The sequence below is a fragment of the Alteromonas sp. 14N.309.X.WAT.G.H12 genome, from assembly GCF_036697315.1.
Lineage (GTDB): Bacteria > Pseudomonadota > Gammaproteobacteria > Enterobacterales > Alteromonadaceae > Alteromonas.
This window is the reverse complement of sequence record NZ_JBAHZB010000031.1, coordinates 20,751-35,668: the sequence shown is the minus strand read 5'-3', so window position 1 is coordinate 35,668 and position 14,918 is coordinate 20,751. Positions and strand designations below refer to the sequence as shown.

Annotated in this window: 12 protein-coding genes; 6 read left to right on the top strand and 6 right to left on the bottom strand. The window is 45.3% G+C overall.

Annotation, left to right across the window (positions count from 1 at the left end; all coding sequences use genetic code 11):
* Positions 1–348: 348 nt before the first annotated feature.
* Together V5298_RS10325 and V5298_RS10320 are read left to right on the top strand one after the other, a co-directional pair.
* A complete protein-coding gene (locus V5298_RS10325; protein WP_216028140.1) occupies positions 349–525 on the top strand; it encodes a DUF1328 family protein in 177 nt (58 codons plus the stop codon).
* A gap of 28 nt (positions 526–553) precedes the next feature.
* Positions 554–748 (top strand): hypothetical protein, encoded by a 195-nt coding sequence (locus V5298_RS10320; RefSeq protein WP_332931383.1) that lies wholly within the window; start codon positions 554–556, stop codon positions 746–748.
* A gap of 72 nt (positions 749–820) precedes the next feature.
* Here the strand turns inward: V5298_RS10320 and V5298_RS10315 are convergent, their stop codons facing one another.
* From V5298_RS10315 to V5298_RS10305, 3 genes are all read right to left on the bottom strand, one after another.
* Positions 821–3,262, bottom strand: a complete 2,442-nt coding sequence (locus V5298_RS10315; protein ID WP_332931382.1) for an efflux RND transporter permease subunit — start codon at positions 3,260–3,262, stop codon at positions 821–823.
* A complete protein-coding gene (locus tag V5298_RS10310; RefSeq protein WP_332931381.1) occupies positions 3,207–4,109 on the bottom strand; it encodes a VacJ family lipoprotein in 903 nt (300 codons plus the stop codon). The genes V5298_RS10315 and V5298_RS10310 overlap by 56 nt, the downstream gene beginning before the upstream one ends.
* 623 nt (positions 4,110–4,732) lie before the next feature.
* Positions 4,733–5,359, bottom strand: coding sequence for a BON domain-containing protein (locus V5298_RS10305; protein ID WP_332931380.1), 627 nt, complete (start codon positions 5,357–5,359; stop codon positions 4,733–4,735).
* Between the two features lie 266 nt (positions 5,360–5,625).
* Here V5298_RS10305 and V5298_RS10300 point away from each other — a divergent pair, with 266 nt between their 5' ends.
* Entirely contained in the window at positions 5,626–6,597 is a 972-nt protein-coding gene (locus V5298_RS10300; RefSeq protein ID WP_332931379.1) for an endonuclease/exonuclease/phosphatase family protein, read from the top strand.
* 89 nt (positions 6,598–6,686) lie between these two features.
* Here V5298_RS10300 and V5298_RS10295 read toward each other — a convergent pair whose 3' ends face one another.
* Together V5298_RS10295 and V5298_RS10290 are read right to left on the bottom strand one after the other, a co-directional pair.
* Positions 6,687–7,073: a response regulator transcription factor gene (locus tag V5298_RS10295; RefSeq protein WP_332931378.1), complete on the bottom strand. Its 387-nt coding sequence runs from the start codon at positions 7,071–7,073 to the stop codon at positions 6,687–6,689.
* A 403-nt stretch (positions 7,074–7,476) separates the two neighbouring features.
* Positions 7,477–8,016, bottom strand: a complete 540-nt coding sequence (locus tag V5298_RS10290; protein WP_332931377.1) for a hypothetical protein — start codon at positions 8,014–8,016, stop codon at positions 7,477–7,479.
* A gap of 242 nt (positions 8,017–8,258) precedes the next feature.
* On the opposite strand from V5298_RS10290, the gene V5298_RS10285 reads away from it, so the two are divergent.
* The 3 genes from V5298_RS10285 to V5298_RS10275 are packed head-to-tail and all read left to right on the top strand — an operon-like array spanning position 8,259 to position 12,005.
* A complete protein-coding gene (locus tag V5298_RS10285) occupies positions 8,259–10,364 on the top strand; it encodes a TonB-dependent receptor (protein ID WP_332931376.1) in 2,106 nt (701 codons plus the stop codon).
* Positions 10,365–10,392: 28 nt separating this feature from the next.
* The gene (locus V5298_RS10280; protein WP_332931375.1) at positions 10,393–11,460 is read left to right on the top strand and encodes a hypothetical protein; all 1,068 of its coding nucleotides are present in this window, start codon (positions 10,393–10,395) and stop codon (positions 11,458–11,460) included.
* Complete coding sequence (locus tag V5298_RS10275; RefSeq protein ID WP_332931374.1) at positions 11,457–12,005, top strand: response regulator transcription factor; 549 nt, start codon at positions 11,457–11,459, stop codon at positions 12,003–12,005. Before V5298_RS10280 ends, V5298_RS10275 begins: the two co-directional genes overlap by 4 nt.
* On the opposite strand, the gene V5298_RS10270 is transcribed toward V5298_RS10275, so the two are convergent.
* On the bottom strand, positions 11,995–14,865 hold the full coding sequence (locus tag V5298_RS10270) for a response regulator (protein ID WP_332931373.1): 2,871 nt from the start codon (positions 14,863–14,865) through the stop codon (positions 11,995–11,997). The genes V5298_RS10275 and V5298_RS10270 overlap by 11 nt on opposite strands.
* Positions 14,866–14,918 lie beyond the last annotated feature (53 nt).

Below are 14,918 nucleotides of genomic sequence, written 5' to 3'. Positions count from 1 at the left end.
CATCTCTTCCTGAAACTGTGCCATAAGCGGCCAACGCTTAACGTTTCTAGCCCGTTGCATAAGGCCGATAAAAGCAGAATGTTTCTTTGTCATAGTTACCTTGTTCTCGCTTATCACTACCTATCACATCACCAAGCGGATGCCTGTTTGTATCATACCGCGTTTTTTACTCAAGGTGTGGGATACCGCCGTGTAAAAAGTGCAGCCTATTTGTAACTCTTGTCAGAATCTTAGATTTCATTTCACGCAAGAACAACAAATACCTATTAAAAATCAAAGGGATAATATATGGCACGGTTCCCGCTTAAGTTAAAGGGACATTCACATAAGCAAATAGAGGAAAACGTTATGCTAGGTTGGGCAATTACATTTTTCATTATCGCTATTATCGCAGCCATTTTTGGATTCGGCGGTATCGCCGGCGCAGCAACAGGTATTGCACAGTTTTTATTCTTTGTATTTGTCGCGCTACTGGTTATCTCTTTGATTGCAAATGCATTCAGAGGCAAGGCGCCACGCGCCTAAACTAAATTTTTATAAAAGGAGAAAGGACATGAAATACCGTTCACTGATGCTAAAAACACTATTGGCAGCTTCATTTGCACTGACGTTGGCCGCGTGTAGCGACAACACCGCAGAAGAAGCGGGAGAAAACGTCGATGATGCAATGACGGATGCAGGCAATGCCATTGAGGATACCTGTGAAGATGTAAAAGAGGGAATGAACGCAGAAGATAAAGACTGCTAAGTACAACCCGTATTAAAAAAACCAGACTTTAATGTCTGGTTTTTTTATGCCTGGTATTTACCCCAGCGCAATCTAGGGTTTGCGTTGAGCAACGAAACGATTTAACAAGGCCGGTAATAATGTCAGATCCGTGATCAGCGCCATCAACATGGCCGCCGCCGCTAACAAACCGAAATACACACTCGGTAAGAAGTCGGAAAAACCAAATAGTGAGAACCCGGTGGCAATAATCACAGAGGTAAACAGTATTGCCCGCCCCGAATGCCCAAAAGCCCGCTTGCTGGCCACTGACGCAGACGGCGACTTTTCCGCTGACAAATAGCTGTGAAGAAAATGAATAGTATCATCCACTGCAATCCCCATGGCGATAGCGGCAATGGTAATGGTCATTATATCAAGGGAAATACCCAGCCAACCAATAACCCCCAATATGCCCAGGGTTGTCAGCACATTCGGAATAAGCGCGATAAGGGCCACTTTTACCGAACGGAATATAATCAATAAAACCAACCCCAGTACGGCGTATACGATCCCCAGGGTTTTAATTTGAGAATCGAACAAGCGGCTTAATATATCCTGGTACAGAACAAAAAGATTCGTCAGTTTATACTGCTGTTCATCCAGTCCCACCGCTTCCATGTCGTTGCGAAGCTGTGCCATAAACTGCTGACGATCCAACCCTTCAGTCGTATCCTGTACACGGGTGGCGATACGAAAGGTTCCGTCGTCCACGGACAAATACGCCCCCACCAGCTGCTTGGCTACATTTTCGTCTAATAACCGGTAGATGGTGGTCAGCTCATATTCCGTTAGCGGTTTTCCGTCGTTTAGCGCTTTTGCCAATGTGGTAAAATTGACGACAGAGGTAACACTGCCTGTGGCATCAAAGGCTTCAATGGCTTTTTGCACAAGTTGCATCTGCGCAACAGACTGGGCCGTCAGCACCAAATCTTGCGCCTTTTCGCCCTCTTCATTGTTTAACGTAACAATGATATCCAGCGCGGTGGAACCACCAAATTCGGAGTCAATAAAGGCCAATTCACGATAAACCTGCGTGTCTTTACTGAAATAATTAATAAAGGAGTTTTCCACATTTAAACGGGTTATACCAAAGGCAGCGAAGGCGAAGAGAGCAAGGACAATAAAATTAACCCGCCATGGTGCCCGTAACGAAAGCCGCCGCAACCACAAAAGTATACTGGAGATAAAGGAAAAATCGGCTTTTTCCTGGCGCGCCGGTAAAAAGGAAAGTAACGCAGGGAATAGTAAAAGACTGACTAACATGGTTACCATCATGGCTACCAACATCATCCAACCAAACGCCACCACCGGTTGCAAACCAGAAAAAATTAATGCCCCAAACCCCACCGAAGTGGTTAAGGTAGCATAAAAGCAAGGCGATATTTTCTCCTGTAAGGTGGCCACTATACGCCCATACTGGTCTAAATCAGGCTTAGCATGACTAATACTTCGGTATGCACCAATGAGATGGATCATCACCGCAAGGGTTAAAATCAATTGTAGGGCAATAAAGTTTGCAGAAATCACCGTGGTGCGCAGATCCAACAGGCCAAACAAACTCATGGTCAGCAATACGCTTAACGCGCAGGAAAGCACCGGAAAAAACACCCATTTTACAGATCGATATAGCAGCGCTAGCAACAAAATAATCACCAATACAATCGCCGAACCAAAGGTCACCAAATCGGATTTGATAATATCAATAAGGTGCTGACCTACCACGTAGGCCCCGCCCATATAGGTGTCGGCGCGATCATTCACGCTGGCAGTGATGGCTTCAATTTGCGCAATTTCCCGTTGCCTTTGCTTGGTTAATGCTTGGGAAATAGGATCCGCCTTTTGTTTCAACCCGGCAATTTCATCTTTATCGGCCTGGGACAAGGCCCCACCATCAAGGATCTTTTTCTGAATGGCAGTAATGCGGCTGTCTATGCGCACTAGCTCAGGATCCGACTTAAACACCACCTGGATCGCCGTGGCCGTATTTTGTCGGTTAATCAATAAGTCGGTAAAAATGGGATGACCACTAATCAAAGACTGCATTTTCTTCGGGCTGTATCGCTGGTTCTCCCAAGTCAACTCAGTGACATCATCGGAGCCGGATAAGGCATCGGCACTGTCTATCAAAGGTACATTCAGGATAGAAGTCACCGACTCAACACGCTCAATGCCACCTAACTTTTGTGATAATAATTCAATATCGTCGAAGGTTTGTCGACTAAACAACCCATGGTTTTTGGGTACGTAAGCCACAAGTATAAATTCTTCCGGCGAGAAAGTTTCATTGGCCACCTGGCTTTGAATATACAGTTTGTTATCTTTCACCAGCAAGGTGTCGGCGGAGGCATCAATTTTAAATTGCCCAATAAAAGGGGCAAGCCCACCACCGAGCAAAACAAAAGCAAGGATGATTAACCAACGGTACTTAACGATCCCCTTACTGATTATCGCGGTTATCTTGTTGTTGTTCGCTAAGTTCGAAAAGTTCGTCACGGCGTTGCCCCTGAATGTACTGATTTCTAAAATAAAGGTATGGATCGTCGGCCTGTTCATAGAGCGACCGATAGATATCTGACTGGCTGGAAAAATCATCGATGCCGTCGACAATGCGTATTTGGTAAGTTTCAGGAGGATCGGCAACGTAGTTTACCGGATGGATCACGCCTTCGGTTATGGTGGAAAAAGCCCCTCGGGAATCACTAGGCCCCAATATTGGCAAAACCAGATACGGACCGGCGCTAATGTCGTAGTGCTGTAACGTGTTAGCGATGGTTTGCTTCTCAGGCGCAATATGAAACCAGTCTGTGGCGGGATCAAACAGCCCCAACAACCCCACGGTGGAGTTAATGAGAAAGCGTCCAAGATTACTTCCTGCCTCACTAAATTCACCGGCAAAGGTATTGTTCAGCAAATTTAACGGTTCCCGAAGGTTATCAAAGGCGTTACCAATTTTGTCTCTGACACTGCTTGGCACCACATACCGATAACCATCGCTAATCGGTAAAAGGGCATACCGATAGGAAAAATCATTAAACGAGAAAATCGCGCGATTTACGCCTTCTAAGGGATCGTTGTATACCACCTCACCGGTTGGATCATCCTGTTGTTCATCGGCCACACTGACCACCGTAGGCGATACGTCCAAGCTGCCTTGACTTGTTTCAATGGTAACAGCCTTACCTTTTGACAGTGTATTTGCGGGAGACTCAGAAGCCGGCTCCTTGGCTGACAGTTCTATACTTTGGGCGGTTTGACCTTGTTCCGGCTTACTCGCACATGCCACCAACATCAAAACCAAACCGCCAATCAAGATCTGTTTATAAACTTGCATAACTGCCATTAGTCATCCTTTCATAATGCTTTGGAATGTTTTCGCATGGACAAATGCATCATCCTAATTTATCGAGCCGATTGCTCTTGGGATGCTTACGTACTAACTGACAATTATGCTCAATAGATTGTTAATGAATTTTAAAAATCCACCACCTAAGAGACGTTTCGGCGGCTTATTGCACCGAGTAAAAACCATTGCCAATAAAACAAGAGAACCCGCCGTAACCATGGATGTTTTGAAAATAAAACACACCGGTTACGGCGTTTAATCAATGATGAGATAGAATGCGCATAACCACGCGCCCAAAAAGAAGGTATTGCCGGAGGCGACTACTGACTGCCAGCGTCTGAAAAGCGCGGTGAGGGCGTGGTAGTCTGGGGTGACTTTGTTTTCTTGTACCGATCAAACCAGTTATAAACAGGTTGGGCTCGAAGTCGATATTCAAAATGGGTTGAAGGTTCTGGTCTAGGTTTAGTTTTGAATAGCTTCATATTATTTTTCTTTCCTATAAATCACAAGAACAGGTTAGCTCTTCACCTTCTATAAGTGACATATCCTGTTACATTCTCTCGTTAATACACAAAAAAAGCGCCCACGGGCGCTAATTTTATCAACAATGAAATGGACATCTATTCGCTTTCCATTGCCGTTTGTTGCTCAGCCACCGTCAGACTATTAATGACATCTTTAACATCTGACGCGTTTTTAGCAATTTCGAGTGCTAAATCTCGTTGAGCATCGGAGTCCACCGTGCCTGAAAGGGTGACGTTCCCGTCTTCCACATCAACATCAATATCGAACCCTGAAATATCCGTATCCATAAGTAACCGGGTTTTTATCACGGTGGCAATTTTTGCATCCGTTAAAGTACTGGTTTCATCCTCACTATCGGCTACCACGTTAGGATGATCCATGTCGTTGGCGTCATCATCCACCATGGATGACCTGTCTTCCATAACCGTTAATTGATTATCAACATCCGCTACGCCATCGATATTCGCTACCAGTTCCTCTGCCAGCTTTTTGTCTACAGAGTTTTCCACTTTGCCGGTTAAAATAACCTTGCCGTTTTGAACATCGGTATTAATTTCAAAGGAATTAAGATTGCCATTAAACAACAATGTGGCCTCTGCTTTACCGTCTATCCACGCATCTTTCGCACCTTCTTCCCATGCGTTATCATCATTCATCGAGCCTGCATGGACCGTTGTTGCCAGTGTACCTGCTACTAATAAAGATAAAATTGAACGTTTCATGTTTCGTTCTCCTTCGTTAACAATGCATACCGATTAAAGCCATTAACATGCCAACCACATAAGCAGCTGATATTAAAGCAAATTTACCATTTTCTTATTTATATGTTGGTGGTTACCGTGCAAAGATTTCGTAAGCCCAGGTAGTATTTACCCGGTCTGGTTGCAAAGGGCACCGTGCATGAAAAAAGTGATCGTAACTAAGGCTTATAGGCTATAGAAGAAGGTCTGCGTTAAAACCTGCCTAACGACTAATCGAGATTGAAGTAATGATGATATTCCTGTGTGTGGTCACTGTGTTTTGCTTATTCACCACTGTTGCTCCCCATCTACCGGGCAAGCATTGGCTTATTCGTGTATGGGAATTTCCCCGGGTTCAACTGGCATTCATTTACACCGCTGTTACCCTTACCTGGTGCATTTATTACCACACCTACCCTATGCTTTCCATGTCAATGCAGCTCGTTTTACTAGTGGCATTAGGCTATCAACTGGCGTGGGTTTTACCCTATACCCTCTTATGGCCCAAGCAGGTAAAACAAACTCACGACACAAACAAGGATGACACAATCAGTATTCTTACCAGCAACGTATATATGCCCAACGATAATTTCCAGGGGTTAATTAACCTCGTCAATCAGTACCAGCCCGACATCCTGGTAACGCTGGAAACCAATAAAAAGTGGGAGCAAGGTCTTAGTCCCTTAGAAGCGCAATATCCACACAGAATGGCCTGCCCCCTGGAAAATCTATACGGTATGCATGTGTTTAGTAGAAAGCCTTTTGCCGAAGAAAAGTTAAGGTTTATTGTGGAATCGGATGTGCCGTCCATGGAAGTCAGCCTTGAGATTGCCGGTGAAAGGGTAAAACTCTATTTTGTCCATCCCAAGCCCCCTAGCCCAACAGAAAATGAAACTGCTGCACCTCGGGATAAAGAACTCAAAATCATTGGACAGGAATTTGCCAAGCAAGGGGGGCCGGTGATTGTTACCGGTGATCTCAACGATGTTGCCTGGTCCCCCACAACCCGGCTTTTTCGTAAAATCAGTGGCGCACAAGATCCCCGGATCGGCAGAGGCTTTTTCAATACCTTCCATGCTAAATACCCCATCATTCGCTGGCCGTTGGATCACGTATTTCACAGCAATGACTTCCAGTTGGTAAAAATTGAACGGCTAGCAGGCTATGGCTCTGACCACTTTCCACTATTTACCCAATTACAATTACTAAGAAAAAAATAGACGCTGGAGAGCGATAAACACACGAAAGGATATGTTTAAAAGTGCGCAAGCACCTTTAAACCGAAAAGAAGATAATGTCCCACGCACTGTTAGGCAGAAATGGACAGCTTTTCCCGTACATTAAGATGCTGACATCGGTGAGCAATTTCTCGATAATCACTGGGATCAACAACACAATCATCGGCGTTACACCGCATTACTTGGCTATTCTGGCCCTTAGAGGCCATGAGTAAAACCGGTGTATCTGATTGTGCTTTAATTTTGTTACAGATTTCTATACCCGATAAATCTGGCATAGCTTCATCAACCACTATCGCATCATAATCTGTCCTGGCGCAAAAACGCAGTGCCATTTTGCCGCTAGCGGCAAAATCCACTTCCCAGCCTAATCCCGCTATGTAGCTGGTAAGCGGGCTTGCTAGTACAGGATCATCTTCCACCACAAGAATTCGCAATATCATACGTGGGGTCATCATTGCCTCCTTGTTTTTCTTTACTCTTTTACTCGTTTTTCCCAACGGGGTAACCCCCTTGCCAAAGAAAACTCAAGGCATGAAAACAACAATCAATTTCAATTAAAGCAGATTGCAAGCCAACATGACATATAACCGGTACGTGCTTTACCGACAACAAGCTCATTTTTTAACTATTCTTTACGGCCATGGCCATAGAATAAAAAAACGCTTTGGATACAAGCCAATGCAGGGCTAAAAAAATTGGTAAGACAACCTTACCATTAAATTAATTAACAAAACAACTTTCGTGCTATAACGAAAAATGCGCAACCGCCTCGGTGGGCTTACCTTGGTTTGCCCCATAGATGGTCACTTTCCGTGCACAACATGCTCTTTGGTGCAAACCCCACAAGGGGCGATTGACTTACGATAATGCTAAAAATGAAGAGATTTTACTGCAGGCGTTATCTCGGGAAATAAAATGTGCTAGCGCCAAAAGCCGGTCTTCTCTTGGCCAAACCGCTTTGCTTAATTGTTGTTTATCTTCGTCAGATAACTGTTCTGTGTCTAAAATCAGTGCTACGGCTTTTTTATTGGGCTTAATAAAAGCCGGTTCAACCTTATTGACCAACGACATGGGCACACAAATAAATTCCCGTTTGGTGGGATCCCTTACCACACAAATTTCATTATCTGTTGCAATAATTGCAGGCCAGCCTTCGGCAATCCGGCTTTGGGCAAACATTGCCAACGTAAAGGCAATAAGTATTGCAAACACCGTTAACTGGAATGTTTGGCTCAGACCTGGCGCCAACACGACAATAATTGCCACGATAATCGAAAAGAGTGACCACGCAGCGAACACCCGGCGCATGACTTTTGGACTAATCCCTGAGAAAACCACAGCATGTTTAAGCTGCTCTTTTTCTAGCTCTTTAATTTGAATATTGTTCGATGAAGACACCAATTTACACCTAGGGAATAAGTCTATCGTTAAAAGTTATATTGGATTGTATTAAACGGCAAGTCGCTTTTAGCAAAACAATGTACCGAGACAGTGATTTAATTGCATGAATAACAACAGTATGGCGTTCACCACCGCAGCTTTCAATGGGTTTTATATTCTGGGTGCGACAATCTGTCGCATAGCCCGAACATAATGGGCACACTAAAATACCGCACGTCTTAATCATCAGGAAATGTTCGGTGAATCAATCCACTATTGCTTTTTTTTCATTATCCCCGCTATTTTTATCATGCGCAATGGCGCAAACTAACGAGGACGTGGAGGTCATAGAAATTTCCACTCGCCCCTTATTGTTAAATCACCATGACAGTGTACAGTCAAAATTAGAAGAATCTGGCGTCCAATTTTCCAGTGCAGGTGGCGTCTCTGCCCTGCCTATATTAAACGGTATGATGGGCGATAGGATCCAACTACTCACCGATGGAGCCCCCACCACTGCCGCATGCGGTAATCAAATGAACCCGCCCTTGTCCTATGTGGCTTCCAATGAAGTGCACGCGTTAACCGTACTGCCTGGCGTATCGCCGGTTAGCCGTGGTGGCGATAACATTGCTGGCGTAGTCGAAGTAGCCACCTTAGTTCCGGAATTTTCTGATACATCAGCATTGACTTGGCAATCCGGGCGCCTAGGGTATTTTTACCAGAGCAATGATCACGCCAAACACATTGATGCAGAAGCCATTGTCGCCAGTGATCAATGGTATATTCGCTATGCTGGCTCACAAGTCGAAGCGGAAAGTTACGAAGACGGCAACGGGGATAAAGTGTTAGACACCCTTTATAAAGCGCAAAATCACACCCTATCTGCCGGTTACCAAGATGAAAAACAACAACTTCAGTTAAGTGTGCATCATCAGTCTATTCCTTATCAAGGCTTTCCCAACCAGTATATGGATATGACTGACAATAGCAGCACCACCGTAAAAGCCCTATATGAACGACAGTTTTCGTCCTTTAACTTAAACGCCATGGTAAGCACTCGTAATGTGGATCATGAAATGGGATTCTTTTCCGACGAAAAAACCGGCATGATGCCCATGCTCACCGAGAGTCGAGATGATGCAGTGACCTTGCACTGGGACTTTCCCATAGACAATGGTTCGATAGTGCGCATTGGTCAGGAGTGGTTCCGTAATACACTGGATGACTGGTGGCCGGCAGTAGAAGGCTCTAGCATGATGGGCCCGAACGATTATGTAAATATTAACAATGGTGAGCGTTCCCGTTTAGGTGCATTCGTCGAATGGCAATCGGCGGAGACGGGAACCTGGCAATACTTAGCTGGCGCACGTCTCGAGCAGGTGACGACCAACGCTGGGGACGTTCAAGCATACGTGGATAGTAGCTCTAGCATGTCCGATATGTCCGATATGTCCGATATGTCAACGATGAGCGATAACCTAGCCGCAGCCGAGGCTTTTAATAGTGCCGATCGTAAACAACAAGATACCCTGGTAGATATCACCTTAACCGCCACGCGCAAGTTACCAAATGACAGCCAATTGCAGTTTGGTCTGGCTCAGAAAAACCGCGCACCGAACTTGTATGAACGCTATACCTGGGGTACCAGCACGATGGCGATGGCAATGATAGGTTGGTTTGGCGATGGCAACGGCTATGTTGGTGATATTAATCTTGAGCCGGAAACCGCTCATACCGTTACCGCGGCGTACCAAATTGACAAAAACCTGTGGCGTGCAGAAATAAACGCCTGGTATACCGATGTAGATGATTATATTGATGCAGAAGTCATTGGCCAGTTCAACAATTCAGGGTTAACCTCTGGAGAACGAAACAAATTACAGTTTACCAATCTGGATGCCAAATTAATGGGCGCCAGCCTAAGTGCCGCCAGAGAAATGTTTGAGAACGAATATGGCCGTCTTACCCTGTTAAATCGTCTAGACTGGCAAAAAGGGGAACGTAAAGAAGATGGCAGCAACCTTTATCAAATCTTACCCCTACAAAACCGAATGACGGTACAGTTTGAAAAGGACGCCCTTTCGGCCTCCCTTAGCTGGCTTTGGGCTGATAGCAAAACCGACGTGGACTCCCGTCGTAAAGAAAACGCCACGTCTGCTTATTCTGTGATTAATGTAAATACCACTTATACTATTGCGGCATTCACCTTTCGCTTTGACATTCAGAACCTGTTAGATGAATATTATGAACAACCTTTAGGCGGTGTTAATATTGCCGAATTCAAAGCAGATAACAGCAATGGATTTAATCAGATTGCTGGACGGGGACGCTCTTTCGATATGGGGGTTACCTGGCAATTTTAAGATAACCTGACCACCCATTACGGCGTCAATGACTTTATTACTGTATATTTTTATATCAAAACGAAAGCCACCTTTAGCGTGGCTTTCGCTGTTATTGGTGATTACGGAAATTATCGCCGTTAATACGCTGATAGCTCACTACGGCGCAGCCACAAATCCCTTTGCCATTATTCTACTGGTGCCCTTGGTTGTTGGGCTGGTTTTACTACCCTTACCAGCAGCGACCTTTACCCTCATCGTCAGTACCCTCGCCCAGCTTTTTCAACTAAGTACAGGTGCTCAGATAACCCAACATGGTATGGCTCAACACGCCGCCAATATGGTTTGGGGGTTTATTCTTACCAGCTTTTTACTTGCCGCGGTGATTGGGTATTTTCGTTGGCAATTAAACCAGCAAAATAGTGCCATAAGGCAACTTAGGGAACGGCAACTTCGCAATGAACAATTGCTGGCCATCGGTACCGCTGCCGCACAATTAACCCATGATGCAGCGACCCCCATTCAAACCATTCACCTTTTGCTCGAAGAGTTTGAAGAAACTCAGGATCCCGCATACATAAAAGAAACCAAAGATCAGGTAGAACGACTGACTCGCTTGCTTTCGGCCTGGCGAGACGTCGCCGACGATGTACGTGAATCAAGGATCACCCAATACCACAGCCATGAATTGCTAGATGCATTACGTCATAGTTTAGCGTTGGCACGACCGGAAGCACAAATAAGCTGGCATATTCAAGACGAAAGCAAAATCCTGACGGCCGACAGAACCTTACTGCCCGCCCTCACCAATATCGTAATAAATGCCTGCGAAAACGCATTTAGCGACGGTGATTGTGATTGTACGGTGGAAGTGGCTACAACCAGTACCGCAGATCACTGGGTATTGGTACTTAAAAACCCCGTTGGTAATTTAACGCATACCGCGCTCAATATGTTGGGCACCCAGCTTGTGGAAAGTGACAAGGGCGCAGGCATGGGGGCGGTGCTTAGCAATGCCACCATTGAAAAATTCAAAGGAAGCGTTACGTGGCGCATTGCAGAGGATAGTCCGTTACCCGTGCTGGAAACCACCGTTACATTACCGGTGAGCCCATGACACAGGAAATCATGATTATCGACGACGACGTAAGAATGGCGCAGGTGCTGGCCAGACGGCTTTCACGGGATGGGTTATATCATGTGACCTGCTATGACAGTGCCTCAGCGGCCCTTGCTGATTCCTCCCGCCAGGTCTATGGTATTTTGCTGGATATGATGTTGGGCGATGAAATTGGCCTGGATTATATTGAGCGTTTAAACGCGTATTTTCATCCAACCCACTTAATGGTCATCAGTGGTTATGCCAGCATACCCACCACAGTAAAAGCAATGAAACTTGGGGCCACGGATTATCTCACTAAGCCAGTAAACTCCAGTACCATTATTCAACGTTTAGGTAATAGCGACATCCCCTTAGATGAGGAAGTACTGCGGCCCATGACTCCAGCTCAGGCTGAATGGGAACATATTCAGCGGGTGCTTGATGAACACAAGGGGAATATCTCCGCCACGGCCAAAGCCTTGGGCATTCACCGGCGCACCTTGCAACGCAAATTACAAAAAATGTCGCCTAAGCGAGATGCAGGAAGCGCTACGAATTAGCGCTGTGATTTTTTAACCATTTCACTAGCACGCGATACATATCTTGGGGTGTAAAGGGTTTACTCAAATGGTCATTCATACCACATGCCAAGGCTTTGTTCCGATCTTCCACCATCGCCGCCGCGGTTAGGGCAATGATTGGGGTTTTAAAGCCTTGCTCCCGTATTTTTCGTGCCGCCCGATAGCCGTCCATCACTGGCATCTGAATATCCATTAAAATGAGATCAAAGTGATGTTCATTAATGGCAATGACCGCCAATGCACCATTTTGTGCAAAACTCACTTTCATCCCCAATTGGCGTAAATGCTCTCCCACCACTTCCTGATTAATCTCATTGTCTTCAACCACTAAAACATGGCCACGTAGGGTGCCCGGTTCTACCGCGCTAATACGTTGTTTTTCGTACTGGGCAACTTTGATTTCAGAATCTGGAGGGATCACCATTGGCAAACGAACACAAAACTGACTGCCTTCAGCCACTTTGCTAGTGCAAGAAATACTGCCTCCCATGGCAATGGCAAGACGATGACTGATTGACATTCCCAGCCCCGTACCACCGTACTTTCGACTGGTTGAAGAATCCGCCTGTATAAAAGCATCGAAAATGCCTTTTTGTTGCAACTGTGTCATTCCTATACCGGTATCGGTAACATCAACAACGCAAATACAGTGTTTATCGGTGACCGATTCAAAACGGCATGTCAAACACACACAACCATGGGGGGTAAATTTGATGGCATTACTAAGCAGATTTACCAATATTTGCCGTAATCGAAGTGAGTCGCCTTTTAGCCAGGGTTGGGGTTTTCCTGCAAATTTAAATTGTAACGCAATGCCTTTAGCATCGGCTTGAGCAATAAATAAATCCCGTAATTGACTGATAATGTCAGGCACAGAAAACACCACCGTCTCTAATTCCAGTTTCTGCGCTTCAATCTTGGAAAAATCCAGAATATCATTGATAATTGCTAGAAGAAGTTCACCTGAGTGACTAATTTTCCTGAATTTTTCACTCACACCAGGTTCAGGCTGTTGATTTAAGCCCAGTCGACTTAAACCTAAAATGGCATTAAGGGGCGTGCGGATTTCATGACTCATATTGGCTAAAAATTCGCTCTTGGCTTGATTAGAGCGCTTGGCCTCTTTTACCGCTTCAGCCTGAGCTCGCTCTGATGCCACTAAACGCTCATTGACTTGGGTTAATGCATTGGTACGGCGTTCCACCTGAAACTCAATGTCATCGGTGTGCCCGGCTACAATGATGACAAACCAGCCCAACAAGCCGGCAAATAATACCGCCCCAGCAAGCAACACATGGATCCCCCATGGCTGATAAAGAAATGGATCGCGACTTACCTGCATCAAGATCCAGTGGTGGCCACCTACGGGTATGGTTCGTATTTCAAGCAGTGAAAACACACTTGTATCCAGGATATCTTCAGCGCTTTTGTGTTCACGCCATTGGGATACCAGTTGGGTTATATCTTCGTTGTCGATATTTTCAGCATAAAGCACGGCCTCACTTGCCTGTACATCGGGATCAAACAGTACCACCCCAGTTTGACCAATTACCCGTTTATCGAAGGCGAGCGTTCCTAAATCCTCTAATTTAAGTATGGCCGTAGCATAACCGGCATGACTGGATAAAGGCATTTTTCCTGCTGGTAGTAATACTAAAACGCCTTTTTGTTTTTCATTGCCCTGCACCAAATCTATAGGGCTGGTAGGATATAATTGGTGAGTAAACCAAGCTTGTTCTAATGCCGCTTTGCGTGACGCCTGGGAGTATATATCCAGCCCTAACGCCTTATAGTTTTGCTCAGTGGGCTCAACGTAAGAAACAATGACGTGCAAGGCGTCATTTTCCATGCCCGCAGTCTCAGGCTGCGCAGGAAACTGAGAAAATTTAAATGTAACATCATCATCAAATCCAACGTACTGCGATGCCATTTCCTTTGTATAAGCGGCCAGATTATGGGTATACACCCGTTCATTCCAGGACAATCCGTAAATGGTTTTATTACGTTTTAGCAAGCCTTGGGTATAGGCACGGAACTCCATCGGCGTGATTTGATGCTGAATGCGTACAAACCCCGCCACGCCTTGTAAAACATCAGTGATTTTATCTAACTGCGCGGTCAATGCATTGGCCAAAACATCGGTATTCACCGCTAATTCAAATTTATGTTTATCCTTTTCAGTTGCGGTCATTAAAATACCTAAAATTGCGGTACAAGCCCCGATGGTTACTAAGCATTTAAAAACGAAACTGCCTTTAGGCACCACTGACGACAATGTTTTAGGTAGTAAAACAAGCAGCCAAGGTACAGTAAATACGATACCTATGGCATCTCCCACATACCAACTAACCCAACTATGAAACCAATCACTGTCGGAAATAACATGCTGGGACCAAAGTACAATATTGCTTAGGGTGGCACCGGTAAGACTACTGATTAAGGCACCGAAAATAATAAAGCGAGCAACAAACGTAAGGCGGCTAAAGTTAAGGGGAAGGGAAAGACTTGATAATATGATAATGCGACCAAGGTAGGCTTGAAAAGCCGCAATAACGCCGATAACAACAGAAAGAAGTAGCGTTCCCCCTCCGTCTTCATACTGAAAAGAAATAATATAATTTAACAGCGTTGCACCAACGACAATAGCAGGAAGCGCCAACACGCCTACATACAAGGCGGCGAGAAGTGCAAGCCCTGCAGCGGGCCAGACCACGGCAGCATAGCCCGGCGGTATGGCAACCCATGTGCTCATCAATCCCAACAATAGGTAACTGAGGCTGATAATCAGAAAACCGACGACCTTTACCTTGATGGTCTGTAATTTTACTATTTCAGTCACTGATAACGGCTCTTTATTGGCATGCTTACAACCTGACCTGACAAATCTGTTAA

Bases quoted from the DNA above. Each gene is read 5' to 3' on its own strand.
- V5298_RS10300 (WP_332931379.1), top strand. From the start codon at position 5,626: ATGATGATATTCCTGTGTGTGGTCACTGTGTTTTGCTTATTCACCACT.
- V5298_RS10275 (WP_332931374.1), top strand. From the start codon at position 11,457: ATGACACAGGAAATCATGATTATCGACGACGACGTAAGAATGGCGCAG.
- V5298_RS10310 (WP_332931381.1), bottom strand. From the start codon at position 4,109: ATGGCAGTTATGCAAGTTTATAAACAGATCTTGATTGGCGGTTTGGTT.
- V5298_RS10320 (WP_332931383.1), top strand. From the start codon at position 554: ATGAAATACCGTTCACTGATGCTAAAAACACTATTGGCAGCTTCATTT.
- V5298_RS10280 (WP_332931375.1), top strand. From the start codon at position 10,393: ATGACTTTATTACTGTATATTTTTATATCAAAACGAAAGCCACCTTTA.
- V5298_RS10295 (WP_332931378.1), bottom strand. From the start codon at position 7,073: ATGATGACCCCACGTATGATATTGCGAATTCTTGTGGTGGAAGATGAT.
- V5298_RS10305 (WP_332931380.1), bottom strand. From the start codon at position 5,359: ATGAAACGTTCAATTTTATCTTTATTAGTAGCAGGTACACTGGCAACA.
- V5298_RS10325 (WP_216028140.1), top strand. From the start codon at position 349: ATGCTAGGTTGGGCAATTACATTTTTCATTATCGCTATTATCGCAGCC.